The following is a 17,653-nucleotide window of genomic DNA, read 5'->3' on the forward strand; positions in this document are numbered from 1 at the left end:
AAACCTATGTATTGAGGTAAATCAAACAATAAAAACCAAAAATATCAATTATCATATAAAAGGGTAAAAATAATCGCTAAAATGAATTGATTAATGGTTTTTAAACGCATAAAAATAAGTATTTAACCCTTTTAACGTAAGAAATATTCTATAATAATTACCCAGTCATGTTATTGAACCTTTTAGAAATAATTTTATAGCATCTAACTTACTAAAGAAATCCTTAAATTTAATTGAGTATGATTCTTTGTTGCAAAGGTCAAAATAAATCAGGGTAATATCCTTTTAACCAATATCATATTATCCGAAAAGAATTCTACCATAGTTTTAGAATGTAATAGTTAATTATGTGTTATGATATAAAAGCAAGTTTGGAAGCACAGTTGGCCAAGGCTAAAAAAGACCAGGATTATTTGGCTGTGGAAGAAATCATGGAAAAATTGATTCCCCTCACTGACCTTCCCCTTTATCATGCTTCTGGTTTTAGCCATCCCACCATATTGATTTACACCGACCGTTCACCTGGATTTCCGGAAGTGGCAACTTGGGGACTAATCCCCCATTGGGTAAAAGATGACGAACAACAGAAAAAAATATGGAACAACACCTTGAATGCCAGAGGAGAGAGTATTTTTGAAAAACCATCATTTAGAACCGCTGCCAATAACAATCGTTGTGTACTTTATATCGACGGGTTTTACGAACATCACCATGTCAACGATAAGACTTTTCCATTTTATATATACCGAAAAAATAAAGAACCTATGGTTCTGGCTGGACTATGGAGTGAATGGAAAAATGAACAAGGCGGCATGTTGAGAACCTTCACCATAGTAACGACCAAAGGAAATTCTTTAATGGCAAAAATCCATAATAACCCCAAACTGAAAGAAGCCAGGATGCCTTTGATATTGAATGAAACTTCAATAGATAAATGGTTAAGCAATACGGATCAACATACTATTGAGGAACTGATTCAGCCTAATCAGGAGATCGAACTTGAAACACATACGGTGGGTAGATTACGTGGAAAAGAATATTTAGGTAACTTAGAGGAAATCTCGAATCCCTTTGTTTATCAAGAATTGGAATTTTAAAATATAATCAGTAATCCGATAAAATTATTTAATATGGAATTAGGTGCATTTTCGATAAGTCTTAATGTGAAAGACCTTAAAACATCAAAGGAATTTTATGAAAACCTAGGTTTCTTTGTTTTCGCTGGAGACATGGAGCGTAATTATCTCATTATGAAAAATGGTGATACTTTGATCGGACTTTTTCAAGGCATGTTCGAGAACAATATATTGACTTTTAATCCCGGATGGGACGCAAACGCCAATAAACTAACGTCATTTGTTGATGTACGGGAAATTCAAAATGAACTAAAGAAAAATGGGGTTGAATTGGCGAGGAAAGTAGATGAAAACACAACCGGCCCCGGAAGCATCGTTTTTATGGATCCTGACGGCAATACCATTCTTATTGACCAACATGTTTGACAGGTGTACTACCGGCATATACAAGCATTCTAATTTGTAAATGCCAAAAACGCTCCATTAAAGGCGTAGTTGAGGTTTGTCTGAAGCCTTTATATTTTAAAAGATTAAAAAATGGAATCAAATAAAAAAGTAAAGACGTTAATTCCTGTTTTCAATATTGATATGGGCGGTATTCCCATTAAACAGGCCCTACCTACCACTAAAGTTAACCAAGTTGATCCATTTCTACTTTTACACCATGGTAAATTGAAGTATAGAAAAGATGGCAAGGCGATTCACCAAGGAATAGGACCGCACCCGCATAGGGGATTCTCTCCTGTTACTTTTATAATCGAAGGGGAAATACACCATCGTGACAGCTGTGGTAACAATCAAATCGCAAAAAAGGGCGAAGTACAATGGATGCATGCCGGTTCGGGCATTATTCATAGCGAGCGTCCTTCACAAGCGTTGGTAGACCAAAATGAGTATAATGAATTTGTACAGCTTTGGATCAATAGTCCGGCTGCAAAAAAAATGCAGCAACCAAAATATCAATTTATCTCAGAAGAGGATATTCCATTGATATTTTCAGAGGACAATCAAATCATCAGTAAACTCATTGTCGGCATGTACGGTGCCCAAAAGGGTAAAATTACCCCTGAAAGTGAATTACTTATTCTTTGGGGAACGGCAAAGGGTTCTGGAGCGATGACCTATGAACTCCCTAAAGACCATAATACAATGCTATATACGGTTAAAGGTAAAATCAACCTTAAAGGGTATGGTAAAGTGGAAAAAGAATGCTTAGTGGTTTTTGAAAATGAAGGAGAACAAATTACTATTGAAACTACCGAAGAAGCATCATTTCTTATCTTAAGTGGTAAGCCCATTAATGAGAAAACAGTTCAACACGGCCCATTTGTAATGAATTCCGAAACGCAGATACTTGAAGCCATGCGTGATTATCAAATGGGGAAAATGGGTATTTTGATAGAAGAGTGAAATGGGAAACCCAATTTAAAGGACTTTGAATTTATGACGATTATAGATTTATCCACAAAAATTATTCTTTTAATTAAGAACAACGCCTTAACTAATTTGATTTTATAGAACCCTTTATGACATTAGTCATATTCCCACCCTAAACTTTCTTTTATCTTTAAATCAAAGACCCACCCAAATTGGAATCTTAAAAGAACTTTCCCTTATGTAGATTATAAGTACAAAATGTAACTACATGAAAAGGTTTGGAACGGACTTTTTGGAAATGATAAAAGGCTTTGACCTCGAAGTACTCGAAAAAAGCAGGTATTCCATTTATGCCTTATCGAAAGAACTTAAATTCATTTATTTTAATCCTGCTTGGTACCATTTTGCCATCGAAAACGATATTGACCAAACCGCTTTCAACAATATAACCCTCGGTAGTTCATTTTCAAAATCGATAAAAGGAATATGGCTAAAATTCTATTTTAGAAAAAAATACAAACAAGTCATAAAGACCGGTAAAACATGGCATTATCAATACGACTGTTCAAGTGCTGATACATATCGTTATTATCTACAAACCGTTTATCCATTGAATAATAAATCCGGGGTTTTGATCATAAATACAGAAATGTTCAATCTACAAAACACTAAAATGAACCTTGAAACATTCAAATCAATTAAAAAAAGGTATGTTCAACCCAATGACCTGATAATTATCTGTCCAAATTGCAAACATACCAAACGAGCCGATAAAACAGGTACGTGGGACTGGGTACCCGATTGGGCAAGTAATTCACCTGTTAACACAAGTTTAGAGATATGTCCTACCTGTCGTCATCTTTTCAAAGATTGAATTCTTCCTAATTAAGGGTCGGAGTAACAATTATATTCCTGAATTCAACAGGTCCGTGATCCCCTTGAATCAAAAACGGGCCGGCTTCTTCCTCTTTATTATCCAACGCGCCACCTGTCATGCCCGGAATTATCTGATCGGTAATGATCTCTTTACCGTTCGCAACAATAGTAACCCGTCTTCCGATCAATGTTATGTCATATACCTGCCATTCTCCGGGAGCTTTGGCCACCATTTCGTTTGGCGTAAGAAAACCATAAATTCCCCCTAAATAGATACTAGATGGCTCTAACCCGAAGTTATCAGCGATCTGCACCTCATATCTTCCCCGTAAATAAATCCCACTATTACTTCCTTCAGGATAACGGAATTCAATATGTAATTTAAAATCATCGAATTTCTGATCGGAAACCAAATTAGCACCAGATTTTTCACTAATTAAAATTCCATCTTTTACCTTCCATTGGTTTTCACCCATGGCGTGCCATCCTTCTAAATTTTCACCGTTGAATAGTCTCATTGGAGTTCCCCAAACAGGGCTTGTATTAAACTCCAATTTAGGGGCCCTGACTCCTATCCAGTCATATTCCTTACCGTCTGTATAAACCATTTTACCGATTAGTCGGTCTCCTTTCATTTCCCCTTCAAACTCCATGTACCTTTTACCTGGCTCCCATTGTGGTGGTATTTCAAAATTGAATTTCCCGTCGTTGAATTTCACCTCGGCAATGGGTCTTGCGCTTCCAAAAGCATAAACAAAACGCCCTACCAACGTACTAAAGCCTGAGTGTGTAACTTCTAACCAAGAAGGCACCTCTTTCCCATCTTGGGTAATGGTCAAATTCCATCTTCCTTCAATCGGTTTGGCTTCTTGGGCATTCATTTGAAATGAAAGTAGACTGATGGTTACAAACGCTATTGATTTCAGTTTTTTAATATTCATCTTCATTCTATTTTATATATTTTCTATTTCTAAGTATGTATATTTCAATGATCGCAACCTTCCTTTCGTCTCGTATCTATAAGGTATATGATCTTCCATTCACCTTTATCCTTGAACAATTGAAAGGAGTTAACGCCGCAATGACTTAATGACCCATTGTACCAAAATTCATAGGGTGTCCAAGCATTTGCCATAGACCCATCAACCTGTATTTTTATAGATAATAAGCGCTCTTTAAAATCGACCGAATCCGGAATACTTTCTATTGATCTTAAAAATTCACCAAAGTCCTCGGTCATTAGAATACCGGAACCATCTTTTGCTCTCCCAATGGTCTGTATAATCACATTTTCGGATACCGTTTTTTTAATCAAAGAAGAATCTTTAGCGTGAAAACCGAAGAAAAAAGCCTCTATGGTCTTTTGCACCTCTGATTGAACTGTATTCTGGGCAGAAACATTCAAGTAAATAAGAAATAAAATTAGTGGTGCAAACTTTTTCATGTACCCTTATTTCTTTCAAAAATAAGTCAAATTCATTTAATGGCCAGCAACTTCGGGCACATTCTAAAAATCCCTGATATCTCCCTGAAAACAGCTACAAAATCCTTACTTTTATCGATTCTAAAAAGTTTTCAATGTCTACAGCGAAGAAAGAATACAAAAGGGTTACCGTTAAGTCCCTTGTTGATATGAAAAAACACGGGGAAAAAATTTCTATGCTCACCGCATATGATTATTCAATGGCCAAAATAGTTGATGCTGCCAAGGTCGATGTTATTTTGGTAGGTGATTCGGCCAGTAACGTAATGGCCGGTTACGAAACTACCCTCCCCATTACCTTGGACCAAATGATTTATCATGCCTCATCGGTTTTGAGAGCGATAAAACGAGCATTAGTTGTGGTTGACATTCCATTCGGAAGTTACCAAAGTGACCCGAAGGAAGCCTTGCGTTCAGCCATTCGCATAATGAAGGAAAGCAGGGCCCACGCTGTAAAAGTAGAAGGCGGGGAAGAAATAAAAGAATCGGTAAAAAGGATTTTGAATGCCGGAGTCCCTGTGATGGGACATTTAGGCTTAACCCCACAAGCAATATACAAATTCGGCACCTATACAGTTAGGGCCAGAGAAGAAGAAGAAGCCGAAAAATTGATTTCCGACGCTAAATTATTGGAGCGTTTAGGTTGTTTTGCCATCGTACTTGAAAAAATTCCTGCAGAACTTGCTAAAAGGGTATCCGAAAGTATTTCCATTCCTACTATTGGGATTGGTGCCGGAAAACATACTGACGGGCAAGTATTGGTCATTCATGATCTTTTGGGTATGACCCATGAATTCAATCCTCGATTCCTTAGAAGATACATGAATTTATATGAAGAAATGGGTAATGCCATTTCCCAATATGTAGATGATGTAAAAACCAAGGATTTTCCGAATGACAACGAGCAGTATTAATTAAATTGAAAACCATCGCTTTCTATACATGTTAAAACGAATAAGCATCATCCTCATTGTACTTTTGAACGTTGGTTGCGACCAATTGTCAAAAGACCTTGTGCGCAAACATGTAGAGCCTATGGATTATATTCAGGTGGTAAATGATAATTTCATATTGACCAATGTAGAGAACACAGGGGCTATGTTGGGATTTGGACAAGACTTCCCCCCTATTCTCAAAAGGATATTCCTTCAAGGGTTACCGCTAATCGTTTTACTGGTATTAATGGCACGGACCTTACAGAAGGCCAACTTAAATCGGTGGATGGTACTTGCGTTTGCCTTTGTAATCGGTGGTGGTATCGGTAATTTAATAGATCGCATCGCTTATGGTTCAGTGACCGATTTTTTTCAGGTGAAATTCGGTTTTTTTAAAACAGGTATCTTCAATATGGCCGATGTATCGGTAAGTATCGGGGTATTCCTATTGCTATTTGTGACTCTTCGTTACAGGAATTTATCCATTTAAAAGGATGTCAAAGATTATTTCACATCCCAAAAACCTTCAGATTCTTTACGAAGACAATCATCTCATTGTCATAAACAAACGCCCTGGAGACATTGTGCAAGGAGATAAAACCGGGGACAAACCCCTTAGCGAGGTCGTTAAACAATACATTAAGGAAAAATACAACAAACCCGGCAATGTGTATTTGGGTGTCCCCCATAGATTGGACAGGCCTACGTCTGGCATTGTCGTTTTTGCAAAAACATCAAAGGCCCTACCGAGACTCAATAAGCTATTTGCAGACAAAGAAGCAAAAAAAACCTATTGGGCCATCGTAAAAAACAGCCCACCAAAAGATTTTGACACCCTTACCCAATGGTTACGCCGTAATACCAAACAAAACAAATCCTACGCCAACAACAAAGAAGTGATTGACAGTAAAAAAGCTGTTTTGGATTATCGTTTGGTTAAAAAGTTGGATAATTACTTCTTATTGGAAATTGATTTGAAAACGGGACGCCATCATCAAATTAGGGCGCAATTAACCTCAATTGGCTGTCCTATAAAAGGGGACCTTAAATATGGTTCTGACCGCAGTAACAAAGACGGAAGCATTCATCTACATGCAAGAAAATTATCGTTTATACATCCAGTAAAGAAAACGGCTTTGGAAATTATAGCCCCAACACCGGATGATCCAGTTTGGAATGCTTGTTGATACTATTTTCGTACATTTAATTCAGACTCAAAACACTATACCATGTTTAAGAAAACAATTTTACTGCTAAGTCTTGTGCTTTTAACTTCTTGTGGAAGCTATAACTCCATAGACACATTTTACAATGCCCACAAGAATGACAATCAGGTCACGGCCATTCGTGTTCCTAAGTTCATGTTAACCTTGATCAGCGGTATCTCACCTGAAATGCAAGCCCTTGTAGGCAACACAAAGGATTTACGATATATGAGATTCCCAAGTGCCACACCTGCCAAAACCCAATTTTTGAATTCACAAATGAACGGAATTACCGGAAATTCGTTTATCGAGGTATATCGAAAAAATGATGAATTAAAAAGGAATGTAGTTTCTATTCGTGAAAAACGCAATAGTGTTAGGGAAATCCTGATTTACAATAATGACAACCTCAATGGCTCCTTCCTATATTTTAATGGGGATTTCGACCCTGTCAAGGTGCGGGAAATGGCAAAGAACAATGAATTCGGAAAAATGGGAGAAGGCCTGATCCAACAATTCAGTCCAAACACCCCAGGAATAAACCAACCGTAAACATTAAGGTCATCGAGAGGTTCGAATACTTTCGATAATAACAGACCCTAAAATGAAGATTCCCCCAACAATTGTAGTCCAGGAGGGAAATTCGGACAGGAATATGGCTCCGATTAAAATGCCGTAAACCGGCTGTATACTGCTTATAATACTTATGGATGTAATTGAGAAATGCTTAAATGTCATCAAGAAAAGTGTATGGCCAATTGCCGTTGTCAAGACAGCCAAAGCAACAATACCTTCCCATTGGCCCAATAATACATCTAATTCAACAAATAATAAAGCTGGCAATAATAACAACCCTATTATCCCGGTTTGATAGACCATAAGCATGGAACCGTGATAATTTGCCGTTTTCGATTTCAGGATAATATTCCTTAAAGCGTAAAACAATGCCGATAATATACCCATACCAACAGCTACGGTTACCGAATTACCTGTGTTAAAATCGGGAGTTAAAAAATAGATTCCACATAAAACCAATATTCCCAATAACACATGGATCTTTTGGAATTTGGTCTTCAGGATCAAAGGTTCTAAAAATGCAGTGATTACGGGATAGGTAAAAAGAGAGAGCATGCCTATGGCCACGTTCGACATTTGAAGTGCATAAAAATACGTTATCCAATGAAGGCACATTAGAACCCCGCTAAGAATCACCATTAGCCTATCACTAGATTGAACACGTAAGGAAATTCCCTTAAGTCTACAATACGAATACAGAACAATAAAAGCCAGAATACCCCTTGTCGCAATGGTAATCGGTACAGGCAACTCAACATACTTACCCAAAGCCCCTGAGGTACTGATAAAAAGCATTGCTAAATTTATCTCCAGTAAATAGGAAAGGTGCGTACTTTTCTTCAAACTGAATTAACGGGTTTGCTGCATGGCCTTCTCACGAATAATCTCGCCGACCGGTTTATTTTTCAAATGGCTTTCTAGCCATGAGAGTATATCCAAATAGAGGAAAGCCCGTTTTTCATACGGGTGGTTCTCATACTTTTTCAGCTCATTATACAATTTTTGGAATTCATTGCGCAGATCGCTAGGATAAATGCTACCTAAGTTCCGTAAAAACTTGATCATCTCTTTTTGGACCGCATGAAGATCGTTCATTTTCAACAAAAACTTATACGTAGATTTCAGTTGAAGCTCCATATGATAATCCATTCCTGCCTCATAATGGGCCACCAAACTCAACACCCTTGCAAAGCACATAAGGTCTTCGCGCATTTTCAGGTTTTTATTATCTATTATTTTCTTTAGGTAAAGAATACAATTTTTATTATCCCCGTTACCAAAGTAAAGACTGGCGATTTTGTAATATAGGACCATAATATGGTGGGCATCCAAGCGGTCTCTATGCTTGGTAATGCCGTACTCGATAATTTTGACCAAGTACAGTCCTTTACTAAATGTACCTTCCATAAAATGAAGGTTCAACCTATTGGCGTTTAAATATAGAAAGGCCAATGAGGAAATATTATCATTCTTCGGAAAATTCTTTCCTTCCACAATACCTTCTAAACGATGGAGTGTTTCCTTAAACTGGGAACTGTATTTCACATAAAACAAGGATTCTAACAAATAATGGTTTCCTTTTAGGAAAAAAACTGGGTTCAATTGAATCATCTTTTCATTTTCATAAAATAGATCCACCCACTTATTGGCATATTTATAGCACGAAAGAAAATCTTGTGTTAAAAAACTATACCAGAGATAAGCTTTATAAAGCCATAATTTCTCACGAAAACCAAGTTCATCGATGTTGTATTTGGGTAACTTGTTCTTAAAATAAGTTTTTACGGTTTTAAGATCCTCATCACTACGAACATAACCCAACTTCAGCATCAACCCATATAATTGCAAGGATAAATTTGACAATTTACTGGTCATTACATTTTGTTCTGACAATTCTTTCGCCTGAACTGCCAGCTCATCGGCCCTATCGGGAATACTCCGCGTTATGTATTGGGTCTCGATTATTTTCTCCAACTCTACAATTTCATAGGCCACGTTCTTTTCTTCATTTTCTATGGCTATGAGCTTTGCCTTGTCAAGGATTTTCAAACTTTGTTTATAAAGTCCTTTTTGATAAAGTATGGTTGCAAAATCCAATTGCTCACGCAATTGTACCCTAATGTTCTGGTTAACAGGGTTCAATCTTAAACTTACAAGAATCTGTTTGTACAAATGGGCTTTAAGATTGGAAAGTTGCGACTTTTTAACAATGCCACTATCCAAAATCACTTTTTCATCATATTGCTTTGTTTTGTCCAATAAATTGAATAATGCTAAAAATTTAGCATCGGTATTCACCCCCAAGCGCCCAACATAAAGTTTAAATTGGCGTTTTTCTGACTTAGAGAGCGACTTTACCAGAACGAACAATGCATCTTTATGCACATTTGTCATCGTAATATATATAGTTTAAATCGTTGTATTTCAATATCTTAAACCTAGCAAAAAGTTGCTTAACGTTGTAAATGTAATCCGTAAGCTTAGGACATTAGCCTTAATGGCCATATATTCGTAAATAGCTAGTAAAATTACGTAAATATAATGAGTAAAGATATAGTACAGATTTTTGACACCACACTTCGTGATGGGGAACAAGTTCCAGGATGCAAATTGGACAAAGAGGAGAAGTTGATCATTGCAGAGCGTCTGGACGATCTTGGTGTTGATATCATTGAAGCTGGGTTCCCTATTTCTAGCCCTGGCGACTATAAGGCCGTATTTGAAATAGCCAAAATTGTAAAAAATGCTACCGTATGTGGTTTGACCCGTGCCGTAAAAAAAGATATCGAAGTTGCTGCCGAAGCCTTGAAACCTGCCAAAAGACCTAGGATACACACGGGAATAGGAACATCCGATTCGCACATATTGCATAAATTCAATTCGAACAAAGAGGCTATAATAGAAAGGGCGGTCAATGCCGTGAGTTACGCCAAAACCTTTGTTGAAGATGTAGAATTTTATGCAGAAGATGCCGGTAGAACCGATAATGAGTTCTTGGCCAGGGTATGCGAAGCAGCCATTAAAGCAGGTGCTACGGTATTGAACATACCTGACACGACCGGTTATTGCCTACCAGAAGAATATGGAGCCAAAATGAAATATTTAAAGGAAAATGTTACAGGAATCCATAAGGCGACACTTTCTTGCCATTGCCATAATGATTTAGGACTGGCTACGGCCAATTCCATCGCAGGGGTCATCAATGGTGCCCGCCAGATTGAATGTACGATCAACGGTATTGGTGAACGTGCCGGAAATACTTCTTTGGAAGAAGTGGTGATGATATTGAGACAACATCCTTATCTTGGTATAGATACGAACATCAACAGTAAATTACTTTATGATACCAGTCAAATGGTATCTGATAAAATGGGAATGTTGGTTCAACCCAATAAGGCCATTGTTGGTGCCAACGCTTTTGCCCATAGCTCAGGCATACACCAAGATGGAGTAATTAAAAACAGGGAAACCTATGAAATCATGGACCCTGCCGATGTTGGCGTAAATGCATCATCTATAGTTCTTACAGCAAGAAGTGGCAGGGCCGCTTTGGCCTACAGGGCTAAAAATGTAGGGTATGAACTTACTAAAACACAATTGGATATTGTTTACCAAGAATTTTTGAAATATGCCGATAGGCAAAAAGAAATCGTGGATAGTGATATTCATGAGATCATTGAGAGTAGCAATATAAAAATTGAAAGCATTTCTTAAATGAAATTGAACATTGCCGTTTTAGGTGGAGATGGTATAGGGCCTGAAGTAATAACCCAAGCCGTAAAATGCCTACAAGCCGTTGAAGAGAATTTTGGACACGAATTTACGTTTACCGAAGGTTTGGTAGGTGCCGTGGCGATGGAAAAAACTGGTAGTCCTATCCCCAAAGAAACAATAGAATTATGTAAAAAATCGGATGCCACATTATTTGGTGCCATTGGTACCCTTGAGTACGACAATGATCCTATGGCGAAAGTTCGGCCTGAGGACGGACTCCTATATTTAAGAAAGGAATTGGACCTTTTTACGAATATTCGCCCAATAAAAATATTCCCTGCACTCATAAATAACTCCTCCCTTAAACGCAATATCGTTACCGGCACGGATCTGGTTATTTACCGTGAGCTCACCAGTGGCATGTACTTTGGTGAGAAGAGTTTAAGCGAAGACGGCACCATTGCCACCGACCTTTGCAGGTATACCGAAGAAGAGATAAGTCGTGTTGCCCATATGGCCTTTAAAGCAGCGAAAAAACGAAAAGGTAAATTGACCTTGGTAGACAAGGCCCATGTTTTGGAAACCTCCAGACTATGGAGAAAGGTCGTTACCAAAATCTCGGAAAGCTATCCGGAAGTGGAATTGAATTGTATGTATTTAGAACACGCATCAATGGCCATAACAATGGACCCCACCTCTTTCGACGTAATTTTGGCCAGCAATATGATCGGCGACATTCTTTCTGCCCAGTGTAATGTACTTATAGGTTCTGCCGGCTTATTGCCTTCAGCATCAATAGGCGCGGAAAATGCCATGTTCGAACCCATACATGGTTCATACCCACAAGCAAAGGGGAAAAACATAGCAAATCCGGTTGCGGCTATTTTCAGTGCGGCATTATTACTGGAACATTTTGGATTGCACGAGGAATTCAATGCTATTATCTCAGCCGTCCATCAATCATTTAGAAAAAAGATCGTGACCATCGACATCTTAGGAAGTACAAAATACGGAACATCCAGTGTAGGTGACTTTATTGCGAAAAACATTGTTGATGCCGATGACAACCTCAATATAAATGATGAGAATATTGGTCTCGGTAAATCGACCATAATTTAAAGGCTAATGTTATTCCGATGCCAACTTTTTGACGAAGGCATCGAAATCTTTTTTAAATGATTCATATTTTTCGCCTGTCGCAGGACCATTGAATCCCGTATGTATTCTTTTCACCTCTCCTTTTTTATCGATGTAGATTGTTGTTGGGTACGAAATGATATGGTTCAACATGGGTAACTTCTCATGTGCTTTTATCTTACTTGATGACCCATATTGAGCCAATAAAACGGGATAATCAATACCAATGGCCTTTTTTAACCTGTCAATGCGCTGAAACGCCTTTTCCTCAGTCTTAGAATATTCGAAAGCCAAAGCAACTACTGCAATATCCAGTTCTGGGTGCTCTTCAATATAATTAACAAGGAACTTGGATTCATCTAAACAATTTGGACACCATGTACCCATTATCTGCACGATTACAGCTTTATTTTTGAACTGATCGTCTTCCAATGAAATATGTCTACCATCGGAATCAGGAAAATCAAAAGTGAATTTTTCATGTCCAGCCTTTAAAAATGTCAAAGAATCCGCATCGGGTAATTCAAAACTTTCATTTCTAACCGCCATGAAAGGTTCCTGATAATGGTTACCCGAATAAAAAGTACCTTTAAGAGTACTATCGGTTACTTTTGCAGTAAACAAAAAGGCATGGGCACCATCAAATGCTGAAATTTTCATGATATCACCATCAATCGCCCCATCCAAAAAACGATAATCACCAGTGGTCGTCCTAAACGTACCTGTAACTTTGTTACCATTTTGTGTGAAGACACCTTTCCCTAAGTAACTATTTGAGGAATTCGGACTGAATTCAGTTTCCCATATACCAGAAATATCGGTCAATGGTTCTTGAGTTGTTTTAAAACGTGGTTGCTTCCCAAATGTAGCTTTAAAAGGAACTACACGATTTAAACTCTCAATAATGAATTCGCCACCAATGACCGTGTCGTTGAACCTTCCCTTTACATAACCCTCAAATACCGGTAATTGAATACGTATAGAATCCTTCATCAATTTTATCTCATCAACCTTGATAATTTCATCCCCATTAAAAATATCAATCTTCAATTGCCCTTTATCGTTCTTCAAATCAAAATTAAAAGGTAAAGTTTCACCATCCTGAACCTGTAACTGAGCAAGCCACGAACCTTCAGAAAGCCCTTTTTGCATAGGATTAGTACATGAAACACAAAATATTACCACCAATAGGAAAGCCGCCCAATAACGCATAAATCAATTTTTAAAAAGTTTATTCGAAGAAACAAATAATTACTTACATAAAAAATTAAAACAATTCAATTGAAACTGTATTGAATGTCTTATTTCATTGTTTTATCTTTACCAGCTTTAAATATAGAAAATGAACATTTCTTACAACTGGTTAAAACAGTTCCTTAATATTGATTGGAAAGCTAATGATACAGCTGAACTTTTAACCGATTTAGGTTTGGAGGTTGAAGGTATATCGAGCTATGAAACCGTTAAAGGCGGATTAAAAGGTATTGTCGTTGGTCACGTATTAACATGTGAGCAACATCCGAATGCTGATCGCCTTAAACTTACTACGGTAGACATTGGCCTTGAAAAACCAGTACAGATAGTCTGTGGCGCCCCAAATGTGGCTAAAGGACAGAAAGTACCCGTTGCTACCATCGGCACAACGCTTTATACCAAAGAAGGGGAAGCTTGGACCATTAAAAAAGGAAAAATACGTGGCGAAGAAAGTCATGGAATGATATGTGCCGAAGATGAACTTGGGTTGGGAGAAAGCCACGATGGGATTATGGTTCTGGAAGACACCCTTGTTCCTGGAACTCCTTTTGCCGAAATTGTGGAAATTGAAAATGACGAGGTTTTCGAAATAGGGCTAACCCCAAATAGAGCGGATGCCATGAGCCATTATGGTGTTGCAAGGGATTTAAAGGCCGGACTTAAACAAAAAGAAGTAGTAAAAGAGCTTATAACACCATCGACCAGTCATTTTAACATTACCGATCGATCATTGAAAATGGATGTTTCGGTAGAGGATAACACTTTAGCACCCCGTTATTGTGGTGTAACCCTTAGTAATCTTATCATTCAACCCTCACCAAATTGGCTAAAAAACAGACTAAAGGCCATTGGCCTGAACCCTGTTAACAATGTGGTTGATGCAACCAATTATGTTTTGCATGAAATGGGGCAACCCTTACATGCCTTTGATGCGGATCGCATTTTGGGTAAAAAAATAGTCGTTAAAACATTGCCTAAAGGCACCAAATTCATGACGTTGGATGGTATTGAAAGGGAGCTTCATGAAGAAGACCTTATGATTTGTGATGCCGAAAAACCAATGTGTATTGCCGGAGTTTTTGGGGGAATAAATACGGGAGTTACCGAAAATACAAAATCCATATTTTTAGAAAGTGCCTATTTTGATCCGGTATCAATAAGAAAAACCGCTAAGAGACATGGCCTGAACACCGATGCTTCTTTTCGATTTGAAAGAGGTATCGATATTGAAAATGTTGAGTATAGCTTAAAACGTGCCGCACTGTTGATCAAAGAAATTGCCGGGGGCGACATAACATCGGATATCGTTGATCTATATCCGCATAAGAAGGATGATTATCAAGTATTCCTGACTTTTGATAAGATCGACCACCTTATTGGCCAAAAAATACCTCGGGATACTATTAAGTCCATTTTGGCCTCATTGGAAATCAAAGTAAAGAATGTTACCGAATCCGGTATGGGATTGGTCATACCATCTTATAGGGTTGATGTACAGCGAGAAGTAGATGTTATCGAAGAAATCCTTAGGGTATATGGTTACAACAATATTGCCTTTGGAGATAAACTGAATGCTTCAATCGCTCCTATTTCCAAATATGAAGATTACAACCTACAAGTTATTATTGGGGATTTATTGGCTTCAAGGGGATTTTATGAGATTATGACCAATAGCCTAACCTCACCGGATTACATTGATTTGATTAAAGAGCTCAACAAAGATGATTCGGTTAGTATGCTGAACCCGTTAAGTGCCGATCTTTCAGCTTTACGTCAAAGCATGCTATTGAATGGTTTAGAGACGATATCATATAATATAAATCGTAAAAACCGTAATCTCAGGTTCTTTGAGTTCGGGAAAACCTATCATAAATATGCCGATAGGTATGTCGAGAACAAGCATTTAAGCCTAATGGTTACTGGCAACAGAAACGAAACGGGATGGGCTTCACCGGCCAAACCAACCGATTTTTTCTTTTTTAAATCTGTAGTTGAAAACATTCTAAATAGATTGGGTATTCCGGAAAGAACACAAACCCCGGCCGAAAGCTCTTTGTTTTCAGAAGGATTGACTTTAACTGCCAAGAAAAAGAAAATCGTGGATTTTGGTGTCATCAACAAATCCCTGATCAAACACTTTGACATAAAACAAGAAGTATTTTATGCTGATTTTAATTGGGACAACATTATTGAACTAGTACCGAAATCGGAAATAATATTTAAGCCAATTCCTAAATACCCCGAAGTAAAAAGGGATTTCGCTTTATTGATAAATGAGAACGTCGCCTTTAAGCAAATACATGACATTGCTTTTCAAACTGAGCGAAAACTCTTGAAAAAAGTAAATCTTTTCGATGTATATACAGGGGACAAATTACCTGAAGGAAAAAAATCCTACGCGGTAAGTTTCACTTTGTTGGATGAGAACAAGACCCTTACCGATAAACAGATAGACAAAATAATGTCTAAACTTCAACAGAAGTACGAAACGGAACTGGGAGCGGAATTAAGGTAAATAATTCATTTTTTTAGGTAGAATCACACTATCTATAGTATGTATTACCCCATTGCATCGATTGGTATCGGCGGTGGTTATTTTTGCCGAATTCCCAAAGCTATCGGTTAAAACAATATCAATACCTTGGATAGTGGCCGTAAGAGCTTCACCTTGTATCGTCATGAACGTTGCCGTGCCATTCCCCCTGCACAATGCCTTGAGTATACTGGAAGCCGTGAACTTACCCGCAATAATATGGTATCTTAAAAGTGCCTGTAAATCACTTTTATTCTCCGTTTTCAATAAGTTAGACCCGGTGTTTTCGAAAAGTATATTGAACGCCTTATCAGAAGGGGCAAAAACAGTAAAAGGACCATCGAAAGCCAATATATTATCTAAATCGGCTGCTTTTATAGCCGAATATAAGGTGGCATGGTCTGTTAGGTTCAAGGTGTTCGAAAGTATAGACTCTTCAAACCCAATAGCCAACAATTCATTTTCCACATCGGAATTGGGACCTTGCCCTACCATTGAAATAGTCCATAGAAAAGTCAAGAAAGCCAAGTGGGGAACAAAAAATCTCATTTAGGTTTAATTTAGGGCTTGATTTTAAAAAAATCGATGAACTGCATCGAATGATCGACAATATACAATATAAACCTATGTAGAAAACTGACAAATTACACCTTTTACCATATTTAACATTATATTAACATTATATTAACATTTAGGGTTTAACATTATAAAATTTGCGATAAAGGCAAATTGTTTTATTTTCAGAGCTTTATGATATATAATGCTATGAAATTGAAAAAAACAAATCTGAAAAAAGCATTGAATTATGCTAGATCGAAGGATAGCACAACCCCTGATATACTTGAAGCGGTACAAAGGATATTCGAGATTGACCAGGCCCATACGAAGAGAATTGAAGAAAATATCCAAAAAAGTACAACCGAATCATCCAATTGGTTCAATTCAGATTTATTGGAATCTGAAAATATATATCATATAGAGCACATAAAGCAGATCTGCATTGATTATCGACTACGATTTTTAGATTCCAAATATTTTAAGGGAGATATTCCGCCTGAAGCGATTTCTAAAATAAAACAGCTTGAAAAACAGCATAACTCTGAGTTAACCGGATTCAAAATAGTTGCTCCGTCTAAACTTTTTAAATTAAAGGACAAAGACGACCCTTTAATGTTCGTAACCCTAGGCAACGATTACTATTACTTTATACACAAATGGGGTAATGACCTCCATCCTCTTCGAAAAGTTTTAATGTGGCCTTTTAAGAATGTTGTGAACTTACTTATTACCGTACTGGTATTGAGTTTCTTGACGACATTGATAACCCCTATCCAACTTTTTACGAAAACCACTACAGGTTATGAATTTTGGTTATTGTTCTTTTTTATGTTCAAATGGTCACTTGCCGTAGTCTTGTTTTATGGTTTTGCCAAAGGGAAGAACTTTAACCAAGCTATATGGAAAAGTCGTTTTCTAAACACCTAGGT

At 37.5% G+C, this 17,653-nt stretch carries 18 protein-coding genes; 12 read left to right on the top strand and 6 right to left on the bottom strand.

Going from position 1 to position 17,653, the window contains the following annotated elements:
- The first annotated feature begins 347 nt into the window (after nucleotides 1-347).
- From GJ691_RS17520 to GJ691_RS17535, 4 genes are all read left to right on the top strand, one after another.
- Complete coding sequence (locus tag GJ691_RS17520) at nucleotides 348-1,097, top strand: SOS response-associated peptidase (RefSeq protein ID WP_154369298.1); 750 nt, start codon at nucleotides 348-350, stop codon at nucleotides 1,095-1,097.
- A gap of 33 nt (nucleotides 1,098-1,130) precedes the next feature.
- A complete protein-coding gene (locus GJ691_RS17525) occupies nucleotides 1,131-1,502 on the top strand; it encodes a VOC family protein (protein WP_154369301.1) in 372 nt (123 codons plus the stop codon).
- A gap of 111 nt (nucleotides 1,503-1,613) precedes the next feature.
- Nucleotides 1,614-2,486 (top strand): pirin family protein, encoded by an 873-nt coding sequence (locus GJ691_RS17530; protein ID WP_154369303.1) that lies wholly within the window; start codon nucleotides 1,614-1,616, stop codon nucleotides 2,484-2,486.
- Between the two features lie 235 nt (nucleotides 2,487-2,721).
- Nucleotides 2,722-3,327 (top strand): hypothetical protein, encoded by a 606-nt coding sequence (locus GJ691_RS17535; RefSeq protein WP_154369305.1) that lies wholly within the window; start codon nucleotides 2,722-2,724, stop codon nucleotides 3,325-3,327.
- A gap of 7 nt (nucleotides 3,328-3,334) precedes the next feature.
- On the opposite strand, the gene GJ691_RS17540 is transcribed toward GJ691_RS17535, so the two are convergent.
- Together GJ691_RS17540 and GJ691_RS17545 are read right to left on the bottom strand one after the other, a co-directional pair.
- Nucleotides 3,335-4,270: a 3-keto-disaccharide hydrolase gene (locus GJ691_RS17540; protein ID WP_154369306.1), complete on the bottom strand. Its 936-nt coding sequence runs from the start codon at nucleotides 4,268-4,270 to the stop codon at nucleotides 3,335-3,337.
- 44 nt (nucleotides 4,271-4,314) lie between these two features.
- Nucleotides 4,315-4,773, bottom strand: coding sequence for a nuclear transport factor 2 family protein (locus GJ691_RS17545; RefSeq protein WP_154369308.1), 459 nt, complete (start codon nucleotides 4,771-4,773; stop codon nucleotides 4,315-4,317).
- A gap of 134 nt (nucleotides 4,774-4,907) precedes the next feature.
- Between GJ691_RS17545 and panB the strand changes: the two genes are divergently transcribed.
- The 4 genes from panB to GJ691_RS17565 are packed head-to-tail and all read left to right on the top strand — an operon-like array spanning nucleotide 4,908 to nucleotide 7,504.
- The gene (gene panB, locus GJ691_RS17550; RefSeq protein WP_154369310.1) at nucleotides 4,908-5,726 is read left to right on the top strand and encodes a 3-methyl-2-oxobutanoate hydroxymethyltransferase; all 819 of its coding nucleotides are present in this window, start codon (nucleotides 4,908-4,910) and stop codon (nucleotides 5,724-5,726) included.
- Nucleotides 5,727-5,754: 28 nt separating this feature from the next.
- A complete protein-coding gene (lspA, locus tag GJ691_RS17555; protein WP_154369311.1) occupies nucleotides 5,755-6,237 on the top strand; it encodes a signal peptidase II in 483 nt (160 codons plus the stop codon).
- Nucleotides 6,238-6,241: 4 nt separating this feature from the next.
- Complete coding sequence (locus tag GJ691_RS17560; RefSeq protein ID WP_154369314.1) at nucleotides 6,242-6,934, top strand: RluA family pseudouridine synthase; 693 nt, start codon at nucleotides 6,242-6,244, stop codon at nucleotides 6,932-6,934.
- A 42-nt stretch (nucleotides 6,935-6,976) separates the two neighbouring features.
- Nucleotides 6,977-7,504, top strand: a complete 528-nt coding sequence (locus GJ691_RS17565) for a DUF4252 domain-containing protein (RefSeq protein ID WP_154369316.1) — start codon at nucleotides 6,977-6,979, stop codon at nucleotides 7,502-7,504.
- A 9-nt stretch (nucleotides 7,505-7,513) separates the two neighbouring features.
- Here the strand turns inward: GJ691_RS17565 and GJ691_RS17570 are convergent, their stop codons facing one another.
- Nucleotides 7,514-8,323: a DMT family transporter gene (locus GJ691_RS17570; protein ID WP_154369318.1), complete on the bottom strand. Its 810-nt coding sequence runs from the start codon at nucleotides 8,321-8,323 to the stop codon at nucleotides 7,514-7,516.
- Between the two features lie 54 nt (nucleotides 8,324-8,377).
- On the bottom strand, nucleotides 8,378-9,922 hold the full coding sequence (locus GJ691_RS17575; protein ID WP_154369320.1) for a hypothetical protein: 1,545 nt from the start codon (nucleotides 9,920-9,922) through the stop codon (nucleotides 8,378-8,380).
- Between the two features lie 147 nt (nucleotides 9,923-10,069).
- Between GJ691_RS17575 and GJ691_RS17580 the strand changes: the two genes are divergently transcribed.
- The gene (locus GJ691_RS17580; protein ID WP_154369323.1) at nucleotides 10,070-11,242 is read left to right on the top strand and encodes a 2-isopropylmalate synthase; all 1,173 of its coding nucleotides are present in this window, start codon (nucleotides 10,070-10,072) and stop codon (nucleotides 11,240-11,242) included.
- A complete protein-coding gene (gene leuB, locus GJ691_RS17585) occupies nucleotides 11,243-12,361 on the top strand; it encodes a 3-isopropylmalate dehydrogenase (protein ID WP_154369325.1) in 1,119 nt (372 codons plus the stop codon).
- Between the two features lie 9 nt (nucleotides 12,362-12,370).
- On the opposite strand, the gene GJ691_RS17590 is transcribed toward leuB, so the two are convergent.
- Nucleotides 12,371-13,531, bottom strand: coding sequence for a TlpA family protein disulfide reductase (locus tag GJ691_RS17590; protein WP_246200219.1), 1,161 nt, complete (start codon nucleotides 13,529-13,531; stop codon nucleotides 12,371-12,373).
- A gap of 190 nt (nucleotides 13,532-13,721) precedes the next feature.
- Between GJ691_RS17590 and pheT the strand changes: the two genes are divergently transcribed.
- Nucleotides 13,722-16,148: a phenylalanine--tRNA ligase subunit beta gene (pheT, locus tag GJ691_RS17595; protein ID WP_154369329.1), complete on the top strand. Its 2,427-nt coding sequence runs from the start codon at nucleotides 13,722-13,724 to the stop codon at nucleotides 16,146-16,148.
- On the opposite strand, the gene GJ691_RS17600 is transcribed toward pheT, so the two are convergent.
- Nucleotides 16,140-16,715: a fasciclin domain-containing protein gene (locus tag GJ691_RS17600; protein WP_154369331.1), complete on the bottom strand. Its 576-nt coding sequence runs from the start codon at nucleotides 16,713-16,715 to the stop codon at nucleotides 16,140-16,142. The genes pheT and GJ691_RS17600 overlap by 9 nt on opposite strands.
- 216 nt (nucleotides 16,716-16,931) lie before the next feature.
- On the opposite strand from GJ691_RS17600, the gene GJ691_RS17605 reads away from it, so the two are divergent.
- Nucleotides 16,932-17,651, top strand: coding sequence for a hypothetical protein (locus GJ691_RS17605; RefSeq protein ID WP_154369332.1), 720 nt, complete (start codon nucleotides 16,932-16,934; stop codon nucleotides 17,649-17,651).
- Nucleotides 17,652-17,653 lie beyond the last annotated feature (2 nt).

Source organism: Maribacter luteus (assembly GCF_009674825.1).
In the GTDB taxonomy this organism is placed as follows: Bacteria; Bacteroidota; Bacteroidia; order Flavobacteriales; family Flavobacteriaceae; genus Maribacter_A; species Maribacter_A luteus.